The 26,890-nt window shown below is 65.9% G+C and carries 24 protein-coding genes; 9 read left to right on the plus strand and 15 right to left on the minus strand.

Features of this window, described 5'->3' with window-relative positions; all coding sequences use genetic code 11:
- Positions 1-56: 56 nt before the first annotated feature.
- Genes tssG through tssE form a run of 3 tightly spaced genes read right to left on the minus strand, consistent with a single transcriptional unit; the run spans position 57 to position 3,342 of the window.
- Positions 57-1,103 (minus strand): type VI secretion system baseplate subunit TssG, encoded by a 1,047-nt coding sequence (gene tssG / locus ASD28_RS27680; RefSeq protein WP_056136375.1) that lies wholly within the window; start codon positions 1,101-1,103, stop codon positions 57-59.
- Positions 1,067-2,884, minus strand: a complete 1,818-nt coding sequence (gene tssF, locus ASD28_RS27685; protein ID WP_056136377.1) for a type VI secretion system baseplate subunit TssF — start codon at positions 2,882-2,884, stop codon at positions 1,067-1,069. Before tssF ends, tssG begins: the two co-directional genes overlap by 37 nt.
- Positions 2,885-2,895: 11 nt before the next feature.
- Positions 2,896-3,342, minus strand: a complete 447-nt coding sequence (gene tssE / locus ASD28_RS27690) for a type VI secretion system baseplate subunit TssE (RefSeq protein WP_056136379.1) — start codon at positions 3,340-3,342, stop codon at positions 2,896-2,898.
- A 123-nt stretch (positions 3,343-3,465) separates the two neighbouring features.
- Here tssE and tssK point away from each other — a divergent pair, with 123 nt between their 5' ends.
- Positions 3,466-4,800, plus strand: coding sequence for a type VI secretion system baseplate subunit TssK (gene tssK / locus ASD28_RS27695; RefSeq protein ID WP_056136381.1), 1,335 nt, complete (start codon positions 3,466-3,468; stop codon positions 4,798-4,800).
- Between the two features lie 13 nt (positions 4,801-4,813).
- Here tssK and ASD28_RS27700 read toward each other — a convergent pair whose 3' ends face one another.
- Together ASD28_RS27700 and ASD28_RS27705 are read right to left on the minus strand one after the other, a co-directional pair.
- The gene (locus ASD28_RS27700; RefSeq protein ID WP_056136382.1) at positions 4,814-6,220 is read right to left on the minus strand and encodes an MFS transporter; all 1,407 of its coding nucleotides are present in this window, start codon (positions 6,218-6,220) and stop codon (positions 4,814-4,816) included.
- A gap of 1 nt (position 6,221) precedes the next feature.
- Complete coding sequence (locus tag ASD28_RS27705; protein WP_056136383.1) at positions 6,222-7,010, minus strand: TauD/TfdA family dioxygenase; 789 nt, start codon at positions 7,008-7,010, stop codon at positions 6,222-6,224.
- Positions 7,011-7,490: 480 nt separating this feature from the next.
- On the opposite strand from ASD28_RS27705, the gene ASD28_RS33225 reads away from it, so the two are divergent.
- Positions 7,491-9,080, plus strand: coding sequence for a methyl-accepting chemotaxis protein (locus ASD28_RS33225; RefSeq protein ID WP_056136384.1), 1,590 nt, complete (start codon positions 7,491-7,493; stop codon positions 9,078-9,080).
- 68 nt (positions 9,081-9,148) lie between these two features.
- Here the strand turns inward: ASD28_RS33225 and tal are convergent, their stop codons facing one another.
- Positions 9,149-10,078 (minus strand): transaldolase, encoded by a 930-nt coding sequence (gene tal, locus ASD28_RS27715; RefSeq protein WP_056136385.1) that lies wholly within the window; start codon positions 10,076-10,078, stop codon positions 9,149-9,151.
- 42 nt (positions 10,079-10,120) lie between these two features.
- The gene (locus ASD28_RS27720) at positions 10,121-10,618 is read right to left on the minus strand and encodes a GAF domain-containing protein (RefSeq protein ID WP_056136387.1); all 498 of its coding nucleotides are present in this window, start codon (positions 10,616-10,618) and stop codon (positions 10,121-10,123) included.
- A gap of 113 nt (positions 10,619-10,731) precedes the next feature.
- On the opposite strand from ASD28_RS27720, the gene ASD28_RS27725 reads away from it, so the two are divergent.
- Both ASD28_RS27725 and ASD28_RS27730 read left to right on the plus strand, forming a co-directional pair.
- A complete protein-coding gene (locus ASD28_RS27725) occupies positions 10,732-11,298 on the plus strand; it encodes a TetR/AcrR family transcriptional regulator (RefSeq protein WP_056136389.1) in 567 nt (188 codons plus the stop codon).
- Between the two features lie 8 nt (positions 11,299-11,306).
- Complete coding sequence (locus tag ASD28_RS27730; protein ID WP_056136391.1) at positions 11,307-12,602, plus strand: MFS transporter; 1,296 nt, start codon at positions 11,307-11,309, stop codon at positions 12,600-12,602.
- On the opposite strand, the gene ASD28_RS33005 is transcribed toward ASD28_RS27730, so the two are convergent.
- Entirely contained in the window at positions 12,599-15,079 is a 2,481-nt protein-coding gene (locus tag ASD28_RS33005) for a glycoside hydrolase N-terminal domain-containing protein (protein ID WP_056136393.1), read from the minus strand. The genes ASD28_RS27730 and ASD28_RS33005 overlap by 4 nt on opposite strands.
- A 71-nt stretch (positions 15,080-15,150) precedes the next feature.
- On the minus strand, positions 15,151-15,531 hold the full coding sequence (locus ASD28_RS27740) for a helix-turn-helix domain-containing protein (protein WP_056136396.1): 381 nt from the start codon (positions 15,529-15,531) through the stop codon (positions 15,151-15,153).
- A gap of 142 nt (positions 15,532-15,673) precedes the next feature.
- Between ASD28_RS27740 and ASD28_RS27745 the strand changes: the two genes are divergently transcribed.
- Positions 15,674-16,285 (plus strand): NAD(P)-dependent oxidoreductase, encoded by a 612-nt coding sequence (locus tag ASD28_RS27745; protein WP_056136397.1) that lies wholly within the window; start codon positions 15,674-15,676, stop codon positions 16,283-16,285.
- Here the strand turns inward: ASD28_RS27745 and ASD28_RS27750 are convergent, their stop codons facing one another.
- From ASD28_RS27750 to pgi, 5 genes are all read right to left on the minus strand, one after another.
- Entirely contained in the window at positions 16,286-16,870 is a 585-nt protein-coding gene (locus ASD28_RS27750; protein WP_056136399.1) for a YdeI family protein, read from the minus strand. It abuts the gene before it with no gap.
- The gene (locus tag ASD28_RS27755; protein ID WP_056136401.1) at positions 16,867-17,721 is read right to left on the minus strand and encodes an SIS domain-containing protein; all 855 of its coding nucleotides are present in this window, start codon (positions 17,719-17,721) and stop codon (positions 16,867-16,869) included. Before ASD28_RS27755 ends, ASD28_RS27750 begins: the two co-directional genes overlap by 4 nt.
- Positions 17,722-17,731: 10 nt before the next feature.
- Positions 17,732-19,201: a glucose-6-phosphate dehydrogenase gene (gene zwf / locus ASD28_RS27760; protein WP_056136403.1), complete on the minus strand. Its 1,470-nt coding sequence runs from the start codon at positions 19,199-19,201 to the stop codon at positions 17,732-17,734.
- A gap of 164 nt (positions 19,202-19,365) precedes the next feature.
- Positions 19,366-20,262, minus strand: a complete 897-nt coding sequence (locus tag ASD28_RS27765; protein ID WP_056136405.1) for an SMP-30/gluconolactonase/LRE family protein — start codon at positions 20,260-20,262, stop codon at positions 19,366-19,368.
- A gap of 9 nt (positions 20,263-20,271) precedes the next feature.
- A complete protein-coding gene (gene pgi, locus ASD28_RS27770; protein ID WP_056136408.1) occupies positions 20,272-21,912 on the minus strand; it encodes a glucose-6-phosphate isomerase in 1,641 nt (546 codons plus the stop codon).
- A gap of 210 nt (positions 21,913-22,122) precedes the next feature.
- Between pgi and edd the strand changes: the two genes are divergently transcribed.
- The 4 genes from edd to ASD28_RS27790 all read left to right on the plus strand — a co-directional run bounded on the left by edd (position 22,123) and on the right by ASD28_RS27790 (position 25,831).
- On the plus strand, positions 22,123-24,039 hold the full coding sequence (edd, locus tag ASD28_RS27775) for a phosphogluconate dehydratase (RefSeq protein ID WP_056136409.1): 1,917 nt from the start codon (positions 22,123-22,125) through the stop codon (positions 24,037-24,039).
- A 29-nt stretch (positions 24,040-24,068) separates the two neighbouring features.
- Complete coding sequence (eda, locus tag ASD28_RS27780; protein WP_056136412.1) at positions 24,069-24,692, plus strand: bifunctional 4-hydroxy-2-oxoglutarate aldolase/2-dehydro-3-deoxy-phosphogluconate aldolase; 624 nt, start codon at positions 24,069-24,071, stop codon at positions 24,690-24,692.
- A gap of 64 nt (positions 24,693-24,756) precedes the next feature.
- Positions 24,757-25,275 carry a hypothetical protein gene (locus ASD28_RS27785; protein ID WP_056136413.1) on the plus strand — a complete coding sequence of 173 codons (519 nt, stop codon included), beginning with the start codon at positions 24,757-24,759 and terminating at the stop codon, positions 25,273-25,275.
- 70 nt (positions 25,276-25,345) lie between these two features.
- Positions 25,346-25,831 carry a hypothetical protein gene (locus ASD28_RS27790; protein WP_056136415.1) on the plus strand — a complete coding sequence of 162 codons (486 nt, stop codon included), beginning with the start codon at positions 25,346-25,348 and terminating at the stop codon, positions 25,829-25,831.
- A gap of 27 nt (positions 25,832-25,858) precedes the next feature.
- Here ASD28_RS27790 and ASD28_RS27795 read toward each other — a convergent pair whose 3' ends face one another.
- Positions 25,859-26,884, minus strand: coding sequence for a flagellin (locus ASD28_RS27795; RefSeq protein ID WP_056136418.1), 1,026 nt, complete (start codon positions 26,882-26,884; stop codon positions 25,859-25,861).
- Between the last annotated feature and the right edge of the window lie 6 nt (positions 26,885-26,890).

The raw sequence follows: 26,890 nt of genomic DNA on the forward strand, positions 1-26,890 counted from the left end.
CAATGGTTTGTCAGGTTTTTGATTTCCGCCGGTTAAGGTACTCAACCGGATGGCGGCTAATTTTGATTGGCAGCAAGGACCGCTCGAATCTCCGGCCGGCTCGCCTTGCCTTCCGTACCGGTCAGGAATGAATTCCACCCAAGACGTCGCCGATCTTGCCCTTGGGTCCTCAAGGTCAGCGGCTTGAGACACGGCTTGCTCAGCAAAAGCCTGACTTCATATTGGACGACGGGCACCGCAAACAGGCTGACCATCTCTTTCAATGCCGCGTGAGCCCGCCCGTGCGGCAGGAACGCGTTCGCCTGTTCCTCATCCAGAGGGCCGATATGCAGGCGGACACGCAAGTCGTTCCGCCACGTGCGCCCACCCAGCGCGGCGCCATGGCCGAGGGTGGGATCGGTGACGCCAAGCGTGCTGCGGATCCGGGCCGGTATCGGATCCCAGGCGCCGACGAATTCTTCGATACGCACGGGAATGCCGAAGTACTCGCCGAGAACACGTTCCACGGTCGAAGCGGCAATCGGGCGTGTCCTGAGCAAGCCGGCGTAGAAGGCGGCGACTTCCGCCGGGATCGATTCGAAGGGGCGGGCCGGTCCGAAACTCGTGGGCCGAAGACCACCCAATGCGGCCAGGAGCGGAAGCAGATCGTCCCGGGCGCGCGTGTCCAGGCCGTGCTCGACGCGGTATTTTCCCCACGCCTCGTAGAACAGGCCGATGGCCCGGTTCGAAACCAGGTCGATGAACGGCTTCCAGCTTTCGTCGGCGGCCGCGCCCGTCCTGGCGGCTGCCCGTTCGGTGTCATGCAACGGCAACGTGCCGTTAGCGCCCAGCAATCCGATGAATGCGGGGGTGATGTGAATGCGGGGCGTGCCGGCAGCGCCGATTGATTCGACCTGCATGCTTTCGATCTCGCTTGCCGGAAAAGCCAGCGACACGCTGTTTTGAAAGCGCAGCACCTGGTTGAACGCCTGGGGATACGGAATACCCTGTCGGCGCAGCATGCGTACGAGGATGTTCAGCAGTTGTGCGAAGCTGTACCGGTACGGTGCCGCGAGCAGGCGCTCGATCATGACAGCGGCGTGCTCCCACTTCGTGGTTTGCATCGGAACAGCTCCTCTCCGGTTTGGTGTGACAGGATCACCAGCTCGATAAAACCGTTCATCTGGACGTACAGCGCGAAGAACTGGTCGATGACCTGCACGAACAGGTGCAGGCCGGCGCCGACGAAGGCCTCCTCGTCGATCGTCAGGCGCACTTCGGTCCCGTGTGCCAGTGAGGCTCCGCGCTTGTGCCTGAGCCACGCTGTCGTCTCGGCATGTTCCAGGGCGACGACGCCGGCGATCTGGCGCCGCGATACAGCAGATCCCGTGAAGTCGTACAGCGCGAGCATCTCGCGCAGGCCGTCGGCTCCTTCCAGCGCCAGGGCGCGGTGGTTCAGCGTCAGGTGCGAGATGAGGCGCCAATGTGCGCCCTGGCCGTTTGCCAGGCGATGGGGACGCGTGGGCCGGCGCAGGAAACGTATCCTCCCACCCTGCGCCGCGCCGGGTATCGTCAGGTCGCCGTCGGTCGACCCGCATTTCAACAGGCAGGGCAGGTCGCGGTTGGTGCAGGTGAGGTCGATCGACAGCGTCGTCTGCTCGACCTCGAGCGGCTCGCCGCGGGTATCGACGAGCGCGATGACTTTTTCATGGCCCGGACTGGTGACCGCCAGCGTATCGTCATGGCGCAGTATCCAGTAGCGGCCCTTGTGCGCATCGCTCTCGCCATGGCGCAGCGCATAGAAGGGGCGGAATTCGATGGGCGCGATGTCCTTGCCGCGCTGCCGCACCATGTGGACCCTGTCGACCGCATACACTTCGTACCCGGATGCATGCGCAGGATGGGCAAGGACCGAGTATTCCGCGGTGCGCTGCGTGTATCCGACCGGGACCCCCGGCTGCCTGAACAGATTGACGACCGGGGTGCAGCCGGTGAGCAGGCTTTGTGCCGACAGGCCCGCGAGCATCCTGGCCTGGTCCGATCCCGGCGCGATGCCTGCCAGCGCCAGGTGCAGCGTGAAGCCGGTGCAGTCCGATGGCAGCCGAGCACGGAGCGCGGCGAGGTCGATGTCGAAGAAGTTGAATTTTTCCGGGAAGGCGAAATACTCCGCGAGGAGCCGGTAGGCACGGTGCGAGCGCGCGTCGAATGGGATCAGGGCGTCGTCGTCGTCAAATCCGACCGCCGAAACCGGTATCGCGGCGAGCGGCATCCAGGCCGCGTCCGTGCCCGCCTGGACGTAAGCCGACGCCGTGCGCATGAACAGCGCATCGCGCAGCGCTGCGCAGAATGAAGCGTCACCGTCGAGATAAATCCGCATGGGCGCAGGCGCGCCGGCTGGAACCGGGGCCGCGAACTCGATGCCGATCGCCGCCGTCGCGCCCGGCGCGACCCGGGTCGACGACGGCGCGCGGATCACCGCATCGAAGCGGGCGGACGTGATGGCGACTGCGGATGGCGCGACATCGTATGCGGTCTGGAATTTGCAATGCACGCCGCGGACCGGTGCCGATTCGAGCAGTGTCCCGCGCGGCACTGTTCCGGTGCCGCCGCCGGAGGCCGGGAGGAAGCGCACGATCGCGCACGACGGAAACGGCCTCAGATAATGCGGAAACAGGAGATTGAGCAGCGCTTCCGTAAATTGTGGATAGGAGTCATCCAGACGTTTCGACACCCTGGCGCACAGCAGGGCGACGGACTGGATCAGGCGTTCGACATGCGGATCGTCGCACGCCTCGCCACCGAGTTGCAGCTTGGCCGCGACTTTCGGATAGCGCTCGGCGTATTCGCGGCACAGCTGCCGCATGGTGACGAGCTCGCGTTCGTATTGCGCAAACAGTTCGTCCATGATGTGTGTGCCTATGGAGCGTTACGCACGCTCTGGATCGAATAGCGTTGGAGCGATGGCTGGAACACGGCGTTGAAGTGCATCGGATCGGCCGCCGGCGCGTTTTTCAGTTGGGCGGTGATCACGAAGTCGACGCGGTTGATGGCGCCTTTCCTGGGCTGCAGCGTCGCCGTCACCTTGTGCAGCCTCGGTTCGTGCCGCTCGATCGCCAGCCGGACCGCGGTGCAGATGCGTTTCTGGTCCGTGTCGCTCGTCATGCACATGCCGGCGAAGTCGATCAGGCCGTAGTTCACGATGGATCCGCTGACTTCGGGATAGCCGGCCAGCATATCGGGCAGCAAGGCGGAACGGGTGTTGAGGAGCGCTTCCAGGTCGCGTGTAATACTCTCCTTCCACGCGTGCGAGGTGTCGTCATCGGCATCCAGACGGTCGAACAAACCTGGCGTGAAACTCTGCATGCTGGTTTCCTTTAAAGCCGCCATTATTCCCCTCTTGCTGAGAATAAAGTTGCGCCCTCTCAACGGACCGATGCGCAATGCCCGCCATGCTTTCCTGAGCGAATTTTGAACGAGGAGGCAACGATGAGCTTGGGCGCGAAGATCTTGTGGTCCGAGGGGTTGACGCTTGGACCCCAGCATTTCCAGCGGCAGGACCTGTACCACGAGACGCGGCTGCTCAGGATGGCGTCGGCGCTCAATCCGAATTTCTGGGGCGCACGTCTACTGGAGTGGAATATGGATGCGTTGGGCCATAATCTGCTCGAAGCGCAGGCCATGTCGCTGATCTTCCCGGACGGGGCGGTCTACGAGGCCCCCGCGACGGACTTGTTGCCGGTCCCGGTCGACCTGGCCCGACTGCCCCCGGAGATCAATACGTTCACGATGTATGCCGCGCTTCCGACCATTCGGCCGCATGGCGCGAATGCGGAGGAGGGCGGTCGTTACGCGTTGGTCGAGTCGGAAACATCCGACCTGTTCAGCGACGCAGTACCGATCGACGTGCCGTTCCTGAAGAAGCGGGCCCGGCTCGTTTCGCATGCCGAGCCGCGCGATGGCCACGTCAGTTTTCCCGTGTTGCGCATCCATCGTGATCCGCGTGGCGGTTTCGAGGTCGATCCGACGTTTGTCCCGCCGTGCGTGGCGATCAGTGCTGCCCGTCCGCTCCAGCAACTGCTCGACGGCCTGATGAGCGCATTGACCGCGAAGATCGTGTCCCTTCATGCCGCGCACCGGAAGACGAATGCGTCCACCTACGAGGTCCATGCCGGCGACATCACGTCCTGGTGGATGCTGAACGTCATCAGCACCGCGAACGCATCCCTGCAGCACTGCGCGCGTTCCCGCGTACAGCATCCGGAAGCGCTGTACGAGAAGCTGCTCGCGCTTGCGGGCGGCCTGATGACCTTTTCGGACAGGTACGCGACGCCGGACTTGCCGGCCTACGACCACGCGGATCCCGGCGTCACGTTCGCACAGCTCGATGCGTTGATCCGCGACCTCGTCGATACCGTCATCTCGGCCAGGTATTTCACGATTCCGCTCGTGGCCGAGGATAATCGTCGCACGCATTTCAGAGGCGCGCTCGATCCGGCGAAGCTGGCCCAGGACACGCAGCTTTGCCTGGCCGTGAGCGCGGACATGCCGGCGCTCGAACTGGTGTCCGCCGTGCCGATCCGGTTCAAGATCGGATCGCCCGACGACATCGAACGCATCGTGGCGTCGGCCCTTCCCGGCATCGCGTTGACCCACATGCCGCAGGTGCCGGCCGCGGTCCCGGTCCGGCCCGACACCTATTATTTCTCGGTGTCGACCAGGAACGGGCTCTACGAAAATGCGCTGAAAGCGGAGGCGATCGCGATCTATGCCCCAGCCGGGATGCGTGAACTGAACATCGAACTGATCGCGTTCACGCAGTGATCCCGGCTACTCTTCAGCCTTTCGTGCGCGGGTGCAGCCGCGCAAAGCTGATGCAAGCACCCAGCAGCGCGATGCCTGCCGCCGCGGCGAGGGCATACGTGGTGCCATGGCGCTCCGACAGCACGAGGCAGCCCGCCACCAGCGCGGCGCCGCAGGCCTGGCCCGTCAGGCGCGCCGTCGCGACGATGCCGCTCGCGCCGCCGGACCGTTCGCGCGGCGCGCTGCCCATGATCGCCTTCATGTTCGGCGCCTGGAACAGGCCGAAGCCGATGCCGCACACGGCCATGCGCCATGCGATGGCGAATGTGGACGGCGCCTCCGGCATCCACAGTAGCGCCGCCATGCCGGCGCACAGCACCAGCAGGCCGATCCCCGCCAGCAGCCCGGATTCATGGCGGTCGGATAAACGGCCGGAGATCGGGCCCATGATCCCGACCAGCACGGGCCAGGGCGTCAGCAGGAAGCCCGTCTCGACGGGCGAACGGCCGAGCACCTGCTCGAAGTGGAAAGGCAGGGCGACGAACGCGAGGCTCTGGACGGCGAACGTGCACACGGCCGTCAGCGCCGACAGCGCGAACAGCGGTCGCGCCAGCAGATCCGTCGGCAGGATCGGCGCCGCATGGCCGCGCTGGCGCCGCAGCAGCAGCGCGAAGCACGCGGCCGTCGCCACGGCCTCCAGACCCAGGCGCGCGGGCGGCACGCCATGCGCCGCATCGCCCAGCAACAGGATCAGGAAGCCGAACGCCCCCACGTTGCACAGCGCCGCGCCGGCATCGAAGCCGTGCTTGCCGCGCGCGTTGTCGGGCAGGACGCGGCGGGCGAGCACGAACGCCGCGGCGCCGATCGGCACGTTGATGGCGAACAGCCACGGCCACGAAGCCAGCGCCAGGATCAGCGATGCGAGCGTGGGACCGACGGCGAACGCCACCGCCACGACGAGGGCATTCAGGCCGAAGCCCTGGCCCTGCAGGTGCGCCGGATAGATGGCGCGCATCATCGCCGTCGTCACGCCCATCAGGGCGGCGGCGCCGAGGCCCTGCAGCAGGCGCGCGCCCACGAGCAGGGGCAGGTTCCACGCCAGCGCACATAATAAGGATGCCACCGTGAACAGCGCCAGGCCGGCCGTGGCGACTCTCCGGTAGCCGACGCGCTCGCCCAGCGCCGCGAATGGCAGCAGCGTGGCGACCATCGCCAACTGGTAGATGTTGACGATCCAGACGGAGGCTGCGGCGCCGGCGTGCAGTTGCCGGGCCAGCTCGGGCAGGGCCGTGTTGGCGATCGCCGTGTCGAGCGACGCCATCGAGACGCCCGTCATCAGGGCCAGCATCGCCCAGCGGCGGCGCGCCGCGGGCAGGCCGTCGGCGGGCGCCTGGGCCGCGGCATTGGCGATGCTGCCGCGGGTCAGAACGGTTTCTGTCATATCAGTCCCTTGCCACTCCCGATGGACCGATGCGTTCGGCGTTCGGCACATCCGAGATGCGGATGCGGATCAGGTGGCGGCGCTCGTCCGTGTAGGTCGTGCGGCCGTGCAGCATGTGGTGGTTATCGACCAGCATCAGCGTGTCGTCCGGCAGCTGTTCCTCGAAGCGAACGGCGCCTTTTTCGACCACCTCGTTCATCAGCGCCAGCGCGTCGCACAGCGCGGGCGTGGCCAGGTCGGGGCGGGCGTCGAGCCCCTTCAGGATCGAGTCGTAGCGCCAGCGCATCGCGAAGCGCGGCGCCGGCTTCACGCTGTAGCGGGACGCGGCACGCGTGACCGGTCCGAACACCGGGGCCACGTGGACTTCGACGGTTTCCTCGCCGGCCGCGTACACGGCCGGGACGCGGAACGGCACCGGCGTGGTGCACAGCAGGTCGAACGCGGCGCGGCGTTCGTCCGTGCGCTGCAGCGTGTCGTAAATGTCGTCGCCGTCGACCAGCAGCGACTTGCCGCCGTCGCAACGTGCGGCGTGCACCACGTACAGGACGAACTGCTCTTCGGGCATCGGATAGAACGACGAATCCGTGTGCATGTCGGCGTTGCCGACGCGCTCGGAGAAGGTCGTGAAGCGGCTACCGCCTTCCGTGGCGGGCCTGGCGCGGACATCCCACGCGACGCGGCCGGTGCGCTGGTCCGTCGAGGTGGGATAGCCGAGCATCAGGGTCAGCGCGTACAGGGCCGCGTTGCGGCGTTCTTCCGGCAGTCCGGCCAGGCCCAGGTTATGAATCACTGCACCATGCGTGCGCAGGCCGAGTAATCCTTCGGTGAAATGGGCCAATACCGGAACACGCCCCAATTCGGTGCGCAATTGCACCTCATTGGGATGCGCGTAAAAGCCATTCCCGTTAAAACTATCAAAATGTTTCAACAGGATTTCAAGAATGGAATCGAGGTCGGTATTCCAGTCGATGGCAGCGTTGGCGAATACGATTTTGCCAATGCGGGAAATGGAAGTGAGCATGTAAAGAACTCCAAAAGTTGCCGTTAGGTAAGTTTTTAAATTCTAAAATATGCCAATGTTTTTTCGCAATCTAATTCCTCTTATTTAAATATCGTTGTGCGAAAATGTTACGTTCTGAAATAAAGAACGAGGTGTCGCAAAAACTCGACAAGAGTGAAAAACAAGGATGTGTAGACAACTCATGTGCGTTATCATGGTTGACGTAGGGAAACATTGTAACATGCAGGTCAACATATTCAAACGGTCAACATGAGATATTTATCAAGCTTGCGCCTCGCTACTAAATTGGGAATTGCATTTGCCGCTGTCCTTGCGCTAACCGCGTTTGTTGGCGGTGTCGCAATATGGCAATTAGCACAAGTTAATGACACGTCGATGAAATTGTCATCGCACTGGATGCCCGGTATTCGCGTCATCGAAGACATCAAATCGCAGATTGCACGTATCCGCACGCGCGAATTGCAATACATTATTTCCAGCGAACAGGCGGAAATGGATAAATATGACAAGGTCATTGCAAAAGACCTGGATGACCTCCACAAAATGCAGGACGATTACGTGAAATTGCTCGAATCGCCCGAGGAAAAGCAGACGTATGCGGACCTGCTGGAGATGTGGGACCGCTATATGATGGAAGACGCCAAAATCCGGGCCGCGGCCCGCGCAGGCGACGCCGAGCTGGCCAAGAAGCTGATCCGCGGCGAGTCGAACAAGCTGGTCGTGGCGCTGCGGGGCCACGTCGACAAGATCGTCGACATGTACACGGAAGGCGGCCGCGCCGCGGCGGTCGAGGGCAATGCGCGCTACACGGCGTCGCGCATGTGGATCGTGTCGCTGGTGCTGGGCAGCGTCGTGCTGGGCGCCGCCGGCGCCATGCTGCTCACGCGCTGGCTGATGCGCCGCCTCGGCGGCGAGCCGGATTACGCCACCGAGATCGTCGCGCGCATCGCCGCCGGCGACCTGGCGGTGCGGGTCGACACGCGCGCAGGCGATGATTCGAGCCTGTTGTTCGCAATGAAATCCATGCGCGACAACCTGGCGAAGATCGTCGGCGACGTGCGCGGCGCGACGACGACGATCTCGCAGGCATCCGACGAAATCGCCGGCGGCAACCTCGACCTGTCGTCGCGCACGGAGCAGCAGGCCAGCTCGCTGGAGGAGACGGCCGCGTCGATGGAGGAGTTGACGTCGACCGTGAAGCAGAACGCCGACCACGCGGGCCAGGCGAACGCGCTGGCCGACACCGCGGCCGGCGTCGCCCAGAAGGGCAGCGCGGCCGTGGCGCGCGTCGTCGACACGATGGGTTCGATCCACGCATCGTCGCAGAAGATCGTCGACATCATCGCCGTCATCGACGGCATCGCGTTCCAGACGAATATCCTCGCGCTGAACGCCGCCGTCGAAGCGGCGCGTGCGGGTGAGCAGGGCCGCGGCTTCGCCGTCGTCGCGACGGAAGTGCGCAATCTCGCCCAGCGTTCGGCCGCCGCCGCGAAGGAAATCAAGGAACTCATCGGGAGTTCGGTGCAGCAGGTCGAGGCGGGCAATGTGCTCGTCGCGGAAGCGGGTGCGACGATGACCGAGGTGCTGGGCAGCGTGCAGCGCATGCATGCGATCATGGCCGAGATCAGCCACGCCAGCCGCGAACAGAGCGCCGGCATCGAGCAGGTGAACCAAGCCATCACGCAGATGGACACGGTGACCCAGCAGAACGCGGGGCTCGTGCAGCGGGCGGCCAGCACGGCGCAGAGCCTGCAGGAACAGGCGGCCGCGCTGGGGCAGCTGGTCAGCGTGTTCCGTCTCGACGCGTTCGAGGCGCCGCGCCTGATGCTCATGCGTTAAACAAAAACGGCAGCCCGCGGGTTCAGTTCACCCGCGGGCTGCCGTTTTACTTGCGCGGTCCGTGTGGATCAGCGCATCTCTTCGATCATCTTCTTCAGCTTGCCCGAGTCGGCGCAGAAGGCGCGAATGCCTTCGGCCAGCTTCTCGGTTGCCATCGCGTCTTCGTTCAGCATGAAGCGGAACGTCTTTTCGTCGAGTGCGATCTTCTCGATGTCCGCATTCGCGTCGGCCACCAGCTTGCGCTCGACGGCGCCTTCGGTGTCGGCCAGCTTCTGCAGCAGGTCCGGCGAGATGGTCAGCAGGTCGCAGCCGGCCAGTTCCAGGATCTGCGACGTGTTGCGGAAGCTCGCGCCCATCACCTCGGTCTTGTAGCCGAACTTGCGGTAGTACTGGTAGATGCGCTTGACCGACTGCACGCCCGGATCGTCCGCGCCCTGATAGTCGGTGCCCATGGATTTCTTGTACCAGTCGTAGATGCGGCCGACGAACGGCGAGATCAGTTGCACGCCCGCTTCGGCGCAGGCGACGGCCTGGCACAGCGAGAACAGCAGCGTGAGGTTGCAGCGGATGCCGTCCTTCTCGAGGATCTCGGCGGCGCGGATGCCTTCCCACGTCGACGCGATCTTGATCAGCACGCGCGAGCGTTCGATGCCGGCCGCTTCGTACAGGGCGATCAGTTCGCGGCCCTTGGCGACCGTCGCTTCCGTGTCGAACGACAGGGCGGCGTCGATTTCGGTCGAGACGCGGCCCGGCACGAACTTCAGGATCTCGGTGCCGAACGCGATCAGCAGGCGGTCGACGATTTCCTCGGTCGACGCGTTCGGGAAGTCGGCGATCGTCTTTTCCAGCAGCGGACGGTATTCCGGCTTCTGGACGGCCTTCAGGATCAGCGACGGATTCGTCGTCGCGTCCTGCGGTGCGTAGGCCTTGATCGATTGGAAGTCGCCGGTGTCGGCCACCACGGTGGTGTACTGCTTGAGCTGTTCGAGTTGGTTCATGATGCGGGGGAGAGAAAGGTCAGGCGGTTATTGTATCCGGAATCAGCAGTCGGTCGCCTCGAGAAACGCCGCCACCATGGCCTCCAGCCCGGCCTTGTCCTCGCCGGAAAAGCGGTCGAGCAGCGGGCTGTCGATATCGAACACGCCCACCAGCCTGCCGTTCTTGGCGAGCGGGATAACGATTTCCGAATTCGACGCCGAATCGCATGCGATGTGGCCCGGGAACGCGTGCACGTCCGGCACGACCATGGTTTCGCGCTTGACGGCCGTCGTGCCGCACACGCCGCGGCCGAACGGGATGCGGGCGCACGCGGGCTTGCCCTGGAACGGGCCGACGAGCAAATCTTCGCCATTGCCCGATTTCGCGGGCACGGTGAGGTAAAAGCCGGCCCAGTTCAGGTCGGCGAGGGTGTCGTAGACGAGCGCCGAGAATTGCGACGCGTTGGCGATGAGGTCGCGCTCGCCCTCGAGGACGCTGGCGACCTGGCGTACCAGCAGGTCGTAGTCGGGGCGGGTGCTGCGTTCGGGATTGATGTGCATGGCGGACGGTGCTGCGTTGTCGAAAGTACGTATTTTACGGCAGTAAAAATAGATTGTGCTTGACATCTATTTTGGAAAATGGATTATGATTGACATCCAATTTGGAGGAAACCATGCGAGTCAATCGAATCCAGGCGGAGGAAAACCGCCAGGCCGTCATCGACGCCGCCAGCCGCCTGTTCCGCGAACGGGGCTTCGACGGCGTCGGCCTCGCCGAGCTGATGGCCGCGGCCGGCCTCACGCACGGCGCGTTCTATAAACAGTTCAAGTCCAAGGACGACCTGATCGCCCAGGCCTGCGACCGCGCGCTGGAGACCGGCATCGACGGCTGGCGGCGCGCGGCGGCGGACGCGGGGGAGAGCGCCTACGCGGCCCTCGTGCGCCGCTACCTGACGCCGGGCCACCGCGGCCGCGTCGGTTCCGGCTGCGTCATCGCCTCGCTCGGCCCGGACGCGGCCCGCCACGGCCCGGAACTGCCGCGCCATTTCGAGGCGGGCGTCAAGACCTTCGTCGACATCCTCGGCGAGGCCATGCGCAGGAAAAAAACCGACGCGACGCCGGACGACGCACTCGCCGCATTCGCCACGATGGTCGGCGCGCTCGTGCTGGCGCGGTCTGTCGATGACGACGCGTATGCCCACCGTATCCTCGACGCGGCCACGGCCCGTCTTCTCGACTAAGGACGCCCATGCTTTCCACCTCTCTTGCCCAGTGGATGGGCCGCCGCGGCCTGCACTACGGCTGGCTCGTCGCCGCCATCACCTTCCTGACGGCGCTGTCGTCGTCCGCCGCCCTCGGCCTGCCGGGCGCGCTGCTGAAACCCCTGAGCCAGGAATTCGGCTGGACCGTCGACCAGATCTCGTCCGCGCTCGCCGTGCGTTTCGCCCTGTTCGGCCTGATGGGACCCTTTTCCGCGCTGCTGATGGAGCGCTTCGGCCTGCGCAACGTGATGGTGTCGGCGCTGATGGTCATCGCGGCCGGCCTCGGTCTCGTGCGCCAGATGACGGACTTCTGGCAGCTCGTGCTGCTGCTGGGCGTGATGCTGGGGCTCGGTTCCGGCATGACGGCGCTGGTGCTCAACGCCGTCGTCGCCAACCGATGGTTCGAACAGCGCCGCGGCCTCGTCATGGGGCTGCTCACCGCGAGTTCGGCGACGGGGCAGCTCGTGTTCCTCCCCGTCGGCACGTGGCTGATCGAGCATGGCGGCTGGCGCCTGGCGCTGCTGCCCGTGATGGCCAGCTGCGCCTTCGTGGCGATTCTCGCGCTGCTGTTCGTGCGCGACCATCCGCAGGAACTGGGGCTCGCACCCTATGGCGGCGACACGACCATCAAACCCGTCGTGCCGGCGCGCGCACCGGTCTCGATCCGCACGCCGTTCACCACGCTGGCCAGCGTGCGTGCCGACCGCGTGTTCTGGGTATTGTTCGGCAGTTTCTTCATCTGCGGCCTGTCGACGAATGGCCTGATCCAGACCCACTTCATTTCGCTGTGCGGCGACGCGGGCCTGGGCGCCGTCCCCGCCGCGTCGGTACTGGCGATGATGGGCACGTTCGATCTCGTGGGCACGATCCTGTCGGGCTGGCTGTCCGACCGTTACGACAGCCGCTACCTGCTGTGCTGGTACTACGGCATGCGCGGGCTGTCGCTGGCGTGGCTGCCGTCGGCCGACTTCACGCTCACGGGCCTGACGCTGTTCGCCATGTTCTATGGCCTCGACTGGATCGCGACCGTGCCGCCGACCGTGAAGCTGGCCGCGCAGGCGTGGGGCAAGCGCGCGCCGATGATCTTCGGCTGGGTTTTCGCCGGCCACCAGCTCGGGGCGGCCGTGGCGGCCTACGGCGCGGGCCGCATCCGCACGATCGCGTTCACTTATTCGCCGGCCGTGTACACGGCGGCCGCGGCGTGCGGCGTCGCCGCGCTGATCGTGCTGCTGGCGCGGCGCCGTGCCGCCGCGCCGGTACCCGTGCCGGAGGCGGTGAACTAAGTGAGCGCGACGCGCGCGCGGCCGGAAGCGTCGAGCTTGACGGTCACGAGGCGCTCGCCGATCCGCACCTTCGCCGCTTGCCCCGGCTTGCCGCGCAGCGCGACGCGCGTGGCGCGGCCGCCGACCCAGTCCAGGTCGACCTCGATGCCGCCGCGGGCGCGCACGCCGTGGACGCCACCTTCCGGCCACGCGCGCGGCAGTGCGGGCAGGATGCGGATCTCGCCGCCCCACGATTGCACGAGCATTTCCAGGATGCCGGCCGCGCCGCCGAAATTGCCGTCGATCTGGAACGGCGGGTGCGCATCGAACATGTTCGGATAGGTGCGCTCCGGCGCCAGCAGGCCGCGCAGGATGCTGTACGCGTGTTCGCCGTCGCCCATGCGCGCCCACAGCGCCAGGCGCCATGCCGTGGCCCAGCCTGTCGACATGTCGCCGCGCGTGTTGAGCGACACCTTGGCCGCCGCGATCAGGTCGGGCGTGTCGCGCACGTTGATTTGCTCGCTGGGATAGACGGCGTACAGGTGCGACACGTGGCGGTGATGCTGGTCCGGCGCCTGCGCATCCCAGTCGTCCAGCCATTCCTGCAACTGGCCCTGCGCGCCGATGCGGTCCGGCGCCAGGCGTGCGCGTTTCGCTTCCACCGCCTTGCGGAAGTCCGCGTCCGGATCGCGCAGCTTCTCGTGGGCGGCCAGGGTCCACGCGAACAGGTCCCGCACGATCTGGCGGTCCATCGCCGGCCCCGCGCACACGGCGACGTCCGGGTGGTGCGGGTTCTCGGGCGAGAGCGACGGCGACGTGACGAGGCCACGGCCCTTCGGATCCTCGACGAGAACGTCGACGAAGAACATCGCCGCGCCTTTCAACGCGGGGTAGATGCGGGCAAGGTAGGCGTCGTCGGGGTTGTATTCGTAGTGGTCCCACAGCGTCTTGCACAGCCACGCGCCGCCGCAGGGCCACATGCCCCAGTTCGGCCCGTCGATGGGCGCTGCCGCGCGCCACAGGTCCGTGTTGTGGTGCGCGACCCAGCCGCGCGCGCCCCAGGACTCGCGCGCGACGGCCGCGCCGGTGACGGCCAGTTCCTCGACCATCTTCACCAGCGGCTCCACGCACGGCGCCAGGTTGGCCGCTTCCGCCGGCCAGTAGTTCATCTCGGTGTTGATGTTGATGGTGTACTTGCTGCCCCACGGCGGATTGATCCCCTCGTTCCAGATGCCCTGCAGGTTCGCGGGCTGGCTGCCCGGGCGCGACGACGAGATCAGCAGGTAGCGGCCGTATTGCAGGTACAGCGCGGCCAGCGTCGCGAGGGACGCGTCGTCGGTCTGCGGGACGGCGGCGATGCGCGCATCGGTGGGGGCGGTGCCGGCGCCGGCGCGGCCGAGGCGCAGCGACAGCCTCCCGAACAGCGCGCGGTGTGCTTGCACGTTCTCCGCGCGCAGGCGCGCATACGGCTTGCGCGCGGCGGCGTCCACGCGCTCGCGCACGGCCTTGACCGGGTCGCCGTCGATGTCGCGGGGGCTGACGAAACTGGTCGCGGCGCCGATCAGCAGCGTGACCTCGCGCGCGCCGCGCACGCGCAGGCGGTCGCCGTCGACGTCCACCTTGCCATCCCCCAGGGCCATGACGCGCACGGCGTAGCGCAGGGCGCCCTTCACGCCGGCGTGGTCGGCGTTGCGGCCTTCGACGAGCAGGGCGCGCGGGCCGTCCGCGCGGATGGACAGGCTCGCGGGACGCTGGGCTTCCGCGAGGTCTTCGCTGACGTCCCACGGGGCGCCCGCAGGGACGTCATGTCTGACCTTCGTGACGTCGAACGTGCCGTCGCCGTACTTGACCTCGCGCGGGTGGCGGTAGCCGACGTCGAAGTCGAGCGTGCCGCCGGTGGCTTGCAGGTGCAGCACGATCACCTGGTCGGGCGCGCTGGAGAACACCTCGCGCACGTGGCGCACGGCGCCGCTGGTGAAGCGCGTGGTCGCGATCGCGCTGTCGAGGTCCAGCGTGCGCCGGAAGCCTTGCGCGCCATCGACGCCGTGGAAGTCGAACAGCAGGTCGCCGGCCGCGCCGTAGGGCATCTGCGTGGCCGGCTGCGCGATCATCTCTTTCGCGACGAGGTCGCGCGCTTCGATGAACTTGCCTTCGTCGATCAGCGCCCGCACGCGCGGCAGCGCGGCCTTGAAGCCGGGATTGTCGAAACGGTACGGGCCGCCGGCCCACAAGGTGTCTTCGTTCAGCTGCAGGCGCTCCTGCAGTGGGCGGCCGTACACCATCGCGCCCAGCCGGCCGTTGCCGACGGGGAGGGCCTCGACCCATTGGCGCGCCGGTTTGTCGTACCACAGCGCCAGCTTGTCCTTGTCGCCCTCAGTGCGTGTCACGACGGTTGCGCCGGCGAGGCCGGGCATGCCTGCGGCGGCGGCCGCGAGGCCCAGCGTGCCGAGCACGCGGCGCCGGGTAGGGTTGACCTGTTGGTGACCTGCTTTGCTCAAAATTGTCTCCTGGTTTTTGGGGAAGGTTATTGTTTATTATAAATAAAAACCAAGCCAGGAAACGGTTTTCGTTACGGCGCGCTGGTCCGATACAGTGCCCGCGCCTCGCACACATGCCGATGATGCTCGTCGGCCCACACGACGAGGCCCCGCATCGGCACGAGGAACGAGTGGCCCAGCGGCGTGAGGTCGTACTCGACCCGGGGCGGCACTTCCGGATACACGGTGCGGCGCACGAAACCGTCTTCCTCCAGGCGCTTCAGGGTCTGCGACAGCATCTGCTTGGAGATGTCGCCCAGTGCGCGCATCAATTCGTTGAAGCGTTTGGTGCCGCCTTCGAGTGCGTCGAGAACGAGGAGACTCCACTGGTCGCCGATGCGATCCAGCACGTCGCGGATGGGGCAGGGTTGGTCGAAGGGGCGGTCGGCGGCGAGCAGGGAGGTCTTGGACATGGTGTGTTCACGGGTTGCGGGTCAGTGTCGGCTGACCTGATCACGCCGCGCTGACTTCTTGTGCGGCCCATGCAGACTAGCATAAGATGATTCGACGGTCTCGTTTTCAGACCTATTCTTAACCACAGACCAAAGGAATTCCATGGCACGCATCGCACTCATCGGCGCATCCGGCAACGTCGGCACGCGCATCCTGAACGAACTCGTTTCGCGCAATCACCAGGTCACGGCCATCGTCCGCGATCCTGCGAAAGTCCCGGCACGTGCGGGCGTCACGGCGGCACGCGGCGACGTCGCCGATCCGGCTGGCCTGGCCGAGGTGCTGAAGGGCCACGACGCCGTGGTCAGTTCGGTGCGCTTCCTCGACACCGACCCGCAAGCACTGATCGACGCCGTGCGCGCGTCCGGCGTAAAACGTTATCTCGTCGTGGGCGGCGCCGGCAGCCTGTTCGTCGCACCGGGCAAGCGCCTCGTCGACCAGCCCGATTTCCCGGCCGCGTACAAGGACGAGGCGACGAAGGGCGCCGATTTCCTGGATGCGCTGCGCGGCGTGAGCGACCTCGATTGGACGTTCATCTCGCCGTCCGCGCTGTTCGTGCCGGGCGAGCGCACCGGCAAGTTCCGCCTCGCCAAGGACGAACTGCTGGTGAGCGAGAAGGGCAGCACGATCTCGTACGAGGATTACGCCATCGCGCTGGTCGACGAGATCGAAAAGCCGGCGCACGTGCGCGAGCGATTCACGGTCGGTTACTGATTATTTTTTTGCCGGCGTCCACTCGTCGAGCCGCCGGCCTTCCGCGCATGCCGCGATGAGCCGGTCGAGCCGCGCCGCCCGCGTCTCCGGCTTCTTGGCACTCGTCACGACGTGCAGCATGCGCTTGCGGTAGCCGGGTGGGCACGCTTCGAAATACGCCCACGCGGACTTGTGGCGCCGGAAGCGGGCCAGGTCCTCGGGCGCCAGTTCGGCGGGCGTCTCGCGCTCGTGCGAATACACGCGCGAGCGGTCTTCCGAGCGCCGCGCGAACGCCGCTTCGCCCGCCGGCGTCATGAGGCCTTGCTCGCGCAGCCTGGTCACCTTGTCGATGTTCACCGCGCTCCAGATCGAGCCGGCTTTGCGTGGCGTGAAGCGGATCGTGTAGGCGCCTTCGTCGACGCCCTTGCGCACGCCGTCGATCCAGCCGTAGCACAGCGCCTGGTCGACTGACTCGGACCAGGTCATGCACGGCTTGCCCGTGCCGACCTTGTGAAAGCCCACGAGCAGTTCCTTTGCCTCGTGTGCATGGGCCGCGAGCCAGGCGCGGAAGTCTTCTGCGGTTGCGAAGAAGACCGGGGCGGTCATCCGATGAACGAATCGAACTGCAGGTCGAATTCCTGCAGTGCCTTCTGCGCGTTCTGCATCTTCTTGCGGAACTCCGGACCGCGCTGCAGCGCGAGGCCGACCGCGAGCACGTCGATCACGACGAGGTAGGCGAGACGCGCCGAGATCGGCGTGTACGGATCGGTCGCGAACACGAGGTCGATTGGAATCAGGAGGCTCGCCATGTCCGCGAGCGGCGTGCCGGACGGCGCCAGCACGATCACTTCGGCACCGCCGCGGCGCGCGAGTTTCGCCGAGCGCGTGAGCGACGGGTTGTTGCCGCGTTGGGAGATCGCGACCAGCGCGTCGCCCTCGCGCAGCAGCGCGGCCGCGATGGCGTGGATCGCGGGGTCGGTGTACGCGACGGTCGGCACGCCCGAGCGGAAGAATTTGTGTTGCGCGTCGGCCGCGACGAAGCCCGACGTGCCCTGGCCGTAGAACTCGATCTTGTTGGCGCGCGACAGGATGTCGAGTGCCTTCTGGATCAGTTCCGGCTTCAGGTTGTTGCGCAGGTCGAGCAGCGTGTTGATCGAGCGGCTGCAGATCTTGTTGACGAGGTCCGCGGCCAGGTCGTCCTGCGCCGGCTGCTCGCTGGCACCGGGCAGCGCCAGCGCGAGGCCTTGCGCGAGCTTCAGCTTGAACTCGTGCCAGCCGTCGTAGCCGAGCGTGCGGCAAAAGCGCACGACGGTCGGCTCGGACACCTGCGCGCTGCGCGCCAGCGCCGTAATGTTCTGGCTCACGGTGGCGCTGGGCGCGGCCAGCACGGCGAGCGCCACCTTGCGCTCGGACTTGGACAGCGAGTCGAGCTGGGTACGGATCGAATCGAGCAGCACGTTAGTTCCTTCAGTCTTCCGGCAGCGCCTCTTCGCGCCACTGCAGGCCGTCGCGGCCGATCAGCGCGGACGACGAGGCAGGGCCCCACGTACCGGACGTGTACGGGACCGGCGTCGTGTCGTCCTGCTCCCAGTATTCGAGGATCGGCTCGACCCATTCCCACGCGGCTTCCAGCTCGTCGCCGCGCATGAACAGGGTCAGCTGGCCGCGCAGGACGTCCAGCAGCAGGCGCTCGTACGCTTCCATGCGCGGGGACTTGAACTGTTCGCGGAAATCGAGTTCGAGTTCGGCCTGCTTCAGGCGCATGGAATCGCCCGGCGTCTTGGCCATCAGGTTCATCGACAGGCCTTCGTCCGGCTGCAGGCGGATCACGAGGCTGTTCGGCTGGAAGCTCGACGTCGGCTGGTTGAAGATCGAATGGGGGATAGGCTTGAAGCGCACGACGATTTCCGCGAGGCGGTCGGCCATGCGCTTGCCGGTGCGCAGGTAGAACGGCACGCCGGCCCAGCGCCAAGTGTCGATCTCGGCCTTCATCGCGACGAAGGTTTCCGTCTTCGACTGCTTCGGTGCGCCCGGTTCGTCGCGGTAGCCCGGCACGGCCTGGCCGTCGACATAACCCGAGCGGTATTGGCCGCGCACGATGTTCTGCGACAGCGTCGTCGGCGTGAAGCGCTTCAGCGAGCGCAGGACCTGCAGCTTGGCGTCGCGCACGGCGTCCGGCGCGATCGACGTCGGCGGTTCCATCGCGACGATACACAGCAGTTGCAGCAGGTGGTTCTGCAGCATGTCGCGCAGCGCGCCCGAGTTGTCGTAATAGCCCAGGCGGTTGCCCACGCCGATCTTTTCCGCGATGGTGATCTGCACGTCCGAGATCCACTCGCGGCGCCACAGCGGCTCGAACAGGATGTTACCGAAGCGCAGGGCCAGCAGGTTCTGCACGGTTTCCTTGCCGAGGTAGTGGTCGATCCGGTAGATCTGCGATTCGGCGAAGACCTTGCCGACGTCGGCGTTGATCTGCTTGGCCGATGCGAGGTCGCGGCCCAGCGGCTTTTCCAGGACGACGCGCGAATTCGGCGTGGCGAGGCCCACGGCGGCCAGGTTCTCGCAGATCGTCGCGAACAGTTGCGGCGGCGTCGCGAGGTAGTAGACGCGCGTCAGCGAAGAATCCTTGCGCAGCGCTTCCGCCAGCGCCGCATAGGTCGCCACGTTGCCGGCGTCGACGGCGACGTAGGTGATGCGGTTCAGGAACGTCTGCCATGCGCCGGCGTCGACGTTTTCCTTCACGTGCGTTTTTGCATTGGTTTCCACCATCTCGATGAACGCTTCCTGCGACATCTCGTCACGGCCGACGCAGATGATGCGCGCCGTCGCGGGCAGGTCGTTGCACACGTCACGGGCATACATCGCCGGCAACAGCTTGCGCATCGCGAGGTCGCCGCTGCCGCCGAAGAAAACGAGATCGAAATCGGAAAGTGCCATGGTGTCTGTCGAGGAGTGAAATGCTGTAAATTTACTACACGATTATGGATAGCGCAAGAAATTTTACTACGCAGAAGGGTGTAGTCGAAGGTAATGGTGCCACATCCGTGGCGGCGTGGGCGCGAGAGAAAGGGGAGGGCGGGCACGGTGTGCCCACCCGGAAATCAACCGCGGTACTCGGCCTGCTCGATGCCGGGCACGTCGACGGTAAATGCCAGTACTTTGCCGCTGTGCGGATACTTCGCCAGCTCGTCGTTCGACCGGCCCTTGCTGGCGCTGGTGACGAACAGCGTGCGCAGATCGGGGCCGCCGAACGCGACGGACGTCGGGCAGCGCACGGGCAGCTCGATTTCCTGCAGCAGCTCGCCCGTCGGCGACAGCTTGACGATGCGGCCGCCTTCGAACATCGCGGACCAGTAATTGCCTTCGCTGTCCACCGCCGCGCCGTCCGGACGGCCGCCGTAGTCGGCCGCCTTCTTGTCGTCGGAGAAGGTGACGAGGTTGCGGCGGTTCGATGCCGTGCCCGTCTTGACGTCGTAGTCGTACGCGTCGACGCGGTGGCTCGTCGTGTCCGAGTGGTACATCGTCTTGCCGTCCGGGCTGAACGACAGCCCGTTCGAGTTCGTCATGCCGCCGGCCCAGGCCAGGCGCAGCCCGCCCTTGTCCAGCACGTACATCTCGGCCTTCTGCTGGTCGCGCGGCTCGTACATCGTGCCGACCCAGAAGCGCCCCGCCGGGTCCGTGCGGCCGTCGTTGAAGCGGACGATGGACGTGTCGTACGGTGCCGGCGCGATGTCGTCGATGTCGCCCGTCGTCGTGTTCAGGTAGACGAAGCCGGCGCGCGTGGCCAGCACGAGGTTGTTGTCCTGGTCGACGGCGATGGCGGACGGCTCGGTGTCCGTGTTCCAGCGCGAGTACTTGCCGCTCGACGGATGCAGGCGGTGCACCGACTTGCCGTCGATGTCGACCCAGTACAGCGCGGATTCGACCGCATGCCAGACGGCCGATTCGCCGACCAGCATCCGTTCGTCATGCACGATGTGGAATTTTTCGGTCTTCATGGCACCTCCTCAGACGGCGGCCCTGGCGCGGGCGATCAGGCCGTTGGTCGAACCATCGTGCTGCGCCGGTTGCGCCTCGCCGTTCAGCTCCGCCTCGATCTTCTTGGCCAGCACCTTGCCCAGTTCCACGCCCCACTGGTCGTAGCTGTTCACGTCCCAGATCGCGCCCTGCACGAACACCTTGTGCTCGTACAGCGCGATCAGCGCGCCCAGCGTGGCCGGGGTCAGGTACTCCATCAGGATCGTGTTGCTCGGACGGTTGCCCGGGAAGGTCTTGTGCGGCACGAGGCGCTCGATCTCGGCCGGGTCTTGCCCGGCCAGGTCCTGGCGCACCTCGTCGGCCGTCTTGCCCTTCATGAAGGCTTCCGACTGCGCGAAGCAGTTCGCGAGCAGCGCGGCGTGGTGGTTCTGGAATTCATGCGCGGGACGCAGCGCGGCGATGAAGTCCATCGGCGTGACGTCCGTGCCCTGGTGCAGCAGCTGGAAGTAGGCGTGCTGGCCGTTCGTGCCGACGTCGCCCCAGATCACCGGGCCGGTTGCGTAGTCGGTGATGGTGTCGCCGGCGCGCGTGACGCGCTTGCCGTTGCTTTCCATGTCGAGCTGCTGCAGGTACGCGGGGAAGCGGTTCAGGTCCTGGTGGTAAGGCGCGATCGACACCGACGGGCAGCCGAGGAATTCGCGGTTCCAGAAGCCGACCAGGGCCAGGATCATCGGCAGGTTCTGCTCGATCGGCGCGGTGCGGAAGTGCTCGTCCAGCGCGTGCGCGCCCGCGAGGAAGTCGGCGAAATAGCCGTAGCCGACGCACAGCGCGACCGGCAGGCCGATCGCGGACCAGACGGAATAGCGGCCGCCGACCCAGTCCCAGAACGGGAACATGTTGTCCGGGTCGATGCCGAATTTCTTGATCGCTTCCACGTTGGTCGACACCGCGACGAAGTGTTTTGCCAGCGCCTCTTCCGACGCATGCTTGAGGAACCAGCTGCGCGCCGTGTTCGCGTTCATCATGGTCTCGGCCGTCGTGAACGTCTTCGAGGCGATGATGAACAGCGTCGTTTCCGGATTCACGCGCGCCAGCGCGGCGTCCATGTCGTGGCCGTCGACGTTGGAGACGAAGTGCATCGTCAGGCGCGGATGGGCGAACTGGCGCAGCGCCAGGCAGACCATCTTCGGACCGAGGTCGGAGCCGCCGATGCCGATGTTGACGATGTCCGTGATTTCCTTGCCCGTGTGACCCAGCCACGCACCGTTACGCACGGCGTCGCTGAACGTCTTGACGCGGGCGAGGACGGCGTGCACGTCGGCCGTGATGTCCTGGCCGTCCACCGTGATCTGCTTGTCCTTCGGCGCGCGCAGGGCGGTGTGCAGCACGGCGCGTTGTTCCGTCAGGTTGATCTTGTCGCCGGCGAACATGGCATCGCGCAACTGCTCGACGCCGCGCTCGCGCGCCAGGTTTGCCAGCAGTGCAAGCGTGCGCCCGTCCAAACGGTTTTTTGAATAGTCTAGGAACAGCCCGGCCGCTTCCGCCGAGAGGCGCTCGAAGCGCTGCGGGTCTTGCGCGAACAGGTCGCGCATCTGCCATTGCTGGGCGTCCTGGGCGTGGGACTGGAGGGCCTGGTAACTGGTGGTGCTGGTCAGGGGTGGTTGGCGCATGGTGATGGACGGTATGATGTCATTTTGTGCAGGTTAGCGAATCATACAGGAAGCAGGCGTAAATTCACTACACAAAAAAGCGCCTTCGCGCGGCCGCGTATCACGCGCGCATCTCGACTACGTTCCCGGACCCCCTCAGTCAGTGATTAGTGAGCGGGAATCTCCATTTCGTAGTAAAATTTCAGAAATCTAATTCACAAGGAACAGATCATGGCGCTGCACCCCGTAGTAGAACAGGTCACCAACCGGATCATCAAGCGTAGCCGGGCTTCGCGCCAGGCGTATCTCGCGCATCTCGACGCCGCGCGCGTCAAGGGCGTGCAGCGCAGCGTGCTCGCGTGCACGAACCTGGCACACGGGTTTGCCGCCTTCCCGGCCAACGACAAGCTCAAGCTGCGCGAAGCCAAGCAGCCGTCGGTCGCGATCGTTTCTTCCTACAACGACATGCTGTCGGCGCACCAGCCGTTCGAAGCCTACCCCAAGGTCATCAAGGACGCCGTGCGTGAAGTCGGCGCCGTGGCGCAGTTCGCCGGCGGCGTGCCCGCCATGTGCGACGGCGTCACGCAGGGCCAGCCGGGCATGGAACTGTCGCTGTTCTCGCGCGACACCATCGCCATGTCGACCGCCATCGCGCTGTCGCACAATATGTTCGACGCCAGCCTGTACCTCGGCATCTGCGACAAGATCGTGCCGGGCCTGCTGATCGGCGCGCTGCACTTCGGCCACATCCCGGGCATCTTCGTGCCGGGCGGCCCGATGGCGACCGGTATCTCGAACAAGGAAAAGGCCGCCGTGCGCCAGCGCTACGCGAAGGGCGAGGCCACGCGCGAAGAACTGCTGGAAGGCGAGGCCAAGGCCTACCACAGCGCCGGTACGTGTACCTTCTACGGTACCGCTAACAGCAACCAGATGCTGATGGAGATGATGGGCCTGCACCTGCCGGGCGCCGCGTTCGTCCATCCGGACACCCCGCTGCGCGAGGCGCTGACCCGCGCCGCGGCCCAGCATGCGGTCAAGATCTCGCAGCAGGGCGGCGAGTACATGCCGATCGGCCACATCGTCGACGAAAAATGCATCGTCAACGCCATCGCCGCGCTGCACGCGACGGGCGGTTCCACGAACCACACGCTGCACCTCGTCGCGATCGCGCGCGCGGCCGGCATCATCATCGACTGGAACGACTTCGACGAGCTGTCGAAAGTGGTGCCGCTGCTGACGCGCGTGTACCCGAACGGCGACGCCGACGTGAACTACTTCCAGGCCGCCGGCGGCCCGACCTTCGTCATCCGCGAACTGCTGGACGCCGGCCTCGTGCACGACGACGTCAACACCATCCTGGGCCGCGGTCTGCGCAACCACTGCAAGGAACCGTTCCTGGACGGCGACAAGGTCGTCTGGCGCGACCTGCCGGAGCAGAGCGGCGACGAATCGGTGCTGCGCAAGCATACGAACCCGTTCAGCGACAACGGCGGCCTGATCCTCGTGCAGGGCAACCTGGGCCGCGCCGTGATGAAGATCTCGGCCGTCAAGAAGGAACACCACATCGTCGAAGCACCGGCGCTGACGTTCGATTCGCAGGAAGATTTCATGCACGCCTACAAGGCCGGCAAGCTGAACCGCGATTTCGTCGCCGTGATCCGCTTCCAGGGCCCGCGCGCCAACGGCATGCCGGAACTGCACGCGCTGACGCCGGCACTGGCCAACCTGCAGGATTCCGGCTACCACGTCGCGATGGTCACCGACGGCCGCATGTCGGGCGCATCGGGCAAGGTCCCGGCGGCGATCCACGTGTCGCCGGAAATCCTGGCCGGCGGTCCGCTGGGCCTCGTGCGCGACGGCGACATCATCCGCGTCGACGCCACCCAGGGCACGCTGGACGCGCTGGTGCCGGAAGACGTATGGGCCGCGCGCAAGATGGCAACCGCCGACCTGAGCTCCAGCCACATCGGCATGGGCCGCGAGCTGTTCGACGTGTTCCGCAAATCCGTCAGCGCGGCCGAGGAGGGCGCCGCCCACTTCCCGCTGCCGTCGCCGATCGACACGACCGTACCCCTGCACGAAGGTACCGACAGCGGCGAGATCATGCCGGGTTCCGATGAAGACTTCCTGTTCCGCAAATCGAAATAAGCAAAGTGAGCACAACGATGAGTAACGATATGACCCTGCTGGACATCATGAAATCCGCCGTCGTGATCCCCGTGATCGCGATCGACGACCCGGACCATGCCGTCCCCCTCGCCAAGGCGCTGGTCGCCGGCGGCATCCGCGTGCTCGAAGTCACGCTGCGCACCAAGCACGGCCTGGACGCGATCCGCGCGATGGCCCAGGTGGAAGGCGCGATCGTCGGCGTCGGCACGCTGACGCAGCCGGAAGAATTCGCCGCGTCGCGCGATGCGGGCGCCGTGTTCGGCGTGTCGCCGGGCCTGACGCCGTCGCTGATCGAGGCGGCGAAGAAAAGCGGCCTGCCGCTGCTGCCGGGCTGCATGACCCCGTCCGAAGTGATGGTGGCGCGCGAAGCCGGCTTCAAGCAGCTGAAACTGTTCCCGGCCGTGCCGGCGGGCGGCGTCGGCATGCTGAAGGGCATCGGCGGTCCGCTGCCGGACGTGACCTTCTGCCCGACGGGCGGCATCTCGATCGAGACGGCACCGCAATTCCTCGCGCTGAAGAACGTCGCGTGCGTGGGCGGTTCCTGGCTGACCCCGGCGGATGCGATGAAGGCCGGCGACTGGGGCCTGATCACCGAGCTGGCCAAGGCCGCGTCCGCGCTGAAGGCGGCCTGAGCCTAAGCATGCGGCGAAGGTGAGACAACTGCGGGTCCGGGGCCTGACCCCGGCCGAAATACGCATGGCGTCGCTGCTGTTCGGCGGCGCCATCGATGTGTCGCGCGTGCGCGTGCATGGGCGCCGCTACCTGCCGTTGGTGCAGCCGAAAAACTGCGCCATGACGCCCAACGGCAGCATTTATTTCCACCGCTCCTGTTTCCTGCCCGATTATGGCGCGGGCGATCCGCACACGATCCACTGGTTCATGCACGAGATGGTGCATGTGTGGCAGCACCAGCTGGGCTACCCGGTCCGGTTGCGCGGCGCCTTCCGCATCGGCCTGTCGTACCGCTACGAACTGCGCCCGGGCGCGCTTCTGTCCGACTACAACATGGAAGCCCAGGGCGACTTGCTCGCGGATTATTTTGCGCTGAAATACATGCGCAACCCGCGCATCATGCGCCAGCGCCAGTATGCGCACCAGATCGACTTGTACGAACAGGTGCTGGCCCGCTTCCTCGCCGACCCGCGCGACCCGGACAACCTGCCGCGCGGCAGCGCACGCCGCTTCGCGCGGATTGTAGCGTCTGTCTCCGCCTGAGCTTGCGTAGCCTCAAAATTTAACGGTGCTGCCGTCGTAGGCTTTCGCCTTGCGCTCCGTTGAGGTCATCATGTCCGTCCCCTATCGCATCCCCGTGCTGCTGTGTGCCTGGTGCCTGGCCGCGCCGGCGTGCGCCCGCGTCGGCGCGGCCGAGGTGCGCGAAGGCCCGCGTGGCGGCCCGTGCTTCACCATCACCCCGCGCGAGGAACGCCTGGGCACGCCGGAATTCCGGTCGATCGTCGTGTGGGAGGGCGCACGCCCGGTGTGGAAGATGACGATGCCGAAGGAGCGCACATTCCCCCTCACGTTCGGCATGTGCGTGCCGTACGGCGGCAAGGTGGCGTCGCTGCCGCGCACGACGCCCGCGCCGCTGGCGCCGGGGCGGATCTACAGCCTGCGCATCGAGGCGCGGCCGGGCAAGGGCAGCGCCGCGTCCAGCTACGAGGCCAGGTTCTGCCTTGCGCGTCAGCATGACGGCAGTGCGGTCGTGCACCAGATCTGGAATGGCGACAGGGAAGGGCCGCGCATGTACGGGTGTTTGCCGCCGGGCGATTGACGCCGTCGTCAGCTGGCAGGGGTGCCGTTACTGCAGCAGCGCCATCACCATCGAGGCCAGGCTGTTGGTCTGCTTCAGCATGGCCGTGCTGGACTGCATGAGCATCTGGTTCGCGGTCATGGCCGACGACTCCGTCGCGAAGTCGACGTCCATGATGCGGCCGGTGGCGGCCTGCGTATTGGTCGAGACGTTCGCCAGGTTGTTGTAGGCGTGGTCCAGGCGGTTCGCGGCCGCGCCCAGTCCGGACCGCAGCGCCGACACGGCGTCGAGGGCGTCGCCCAGCTTGCCGATCGTCGCCGCGGGATCGGCGACGAGCGTCATCGTGCCATGGACCGTGATCGTGCCGCCGAAACCGTCGGGGATATTCGTCGTCGTGGGGATCAGGATGTCGGCGAGGGTGTGGCCCGGCGTTGTGTTGGTGGTCGAGCTGTCGCCCGCGAAACGGGTGACGATGGTGACGACGGTATTCCCGCTGCCGTCGAGCGAGGTGATGTCGCTGGTCGTGGCGGCCTGCAGCAGGAGGTCGACGTCGTGCAGCTGCTGCGAGAAATCGGCATGCATCGTTTCCGCATTGTCGGCGCCGATCTGGAACGAGAGGCCCGCCGTATCCCCGAGTTTTCCGCCCGTCGTGGCGGAGGTGTTCAGCAGCGTGGTGCCGCCGAAGCCCGTGTTGCTGAAGATGTTCGACAGTTCGTCCGTCAGCGAATCGTATTCCGCCTGCAGGGTGTCCCGGTCGGCGCTCGACGACGAGGTATCGCCGGCCTGGGTCGCCAGGTCCTTCATGCGGATGAGGATGTCGCTGACTTCGTTCAGTGCCCCGTCGGCAGTTTGCAGCAGCGAGATGGAATTCTGCGTGTTGCGCATGGCCACGGTCATGCCGCTGCTTTGCGCCTTCAGGCGCGTGGCGATCTGCAGGCCGGCGGCGTCGTCCTGCGCCGAGTTGACGCGGTAGCCGGTCGACAGGCGCGTCATCGACGTCGACAGCCAGGTCTGGGTACGGCCCAGGACCTTCAGCGCCGACAGCGATACGAAATTGGTGTGAAGACTCAGCATTTATGA

It is taken from the genome of Massilia sp. Root133 (assembly GCF_001426525.1).
Classification (GTDB): domain Bacteria; phylum Pseudomonadota; class Gammaproteobacteria; order Burkholderiales; family Burkholderiaceae_D; genus Telluria; species Telluria orientalis.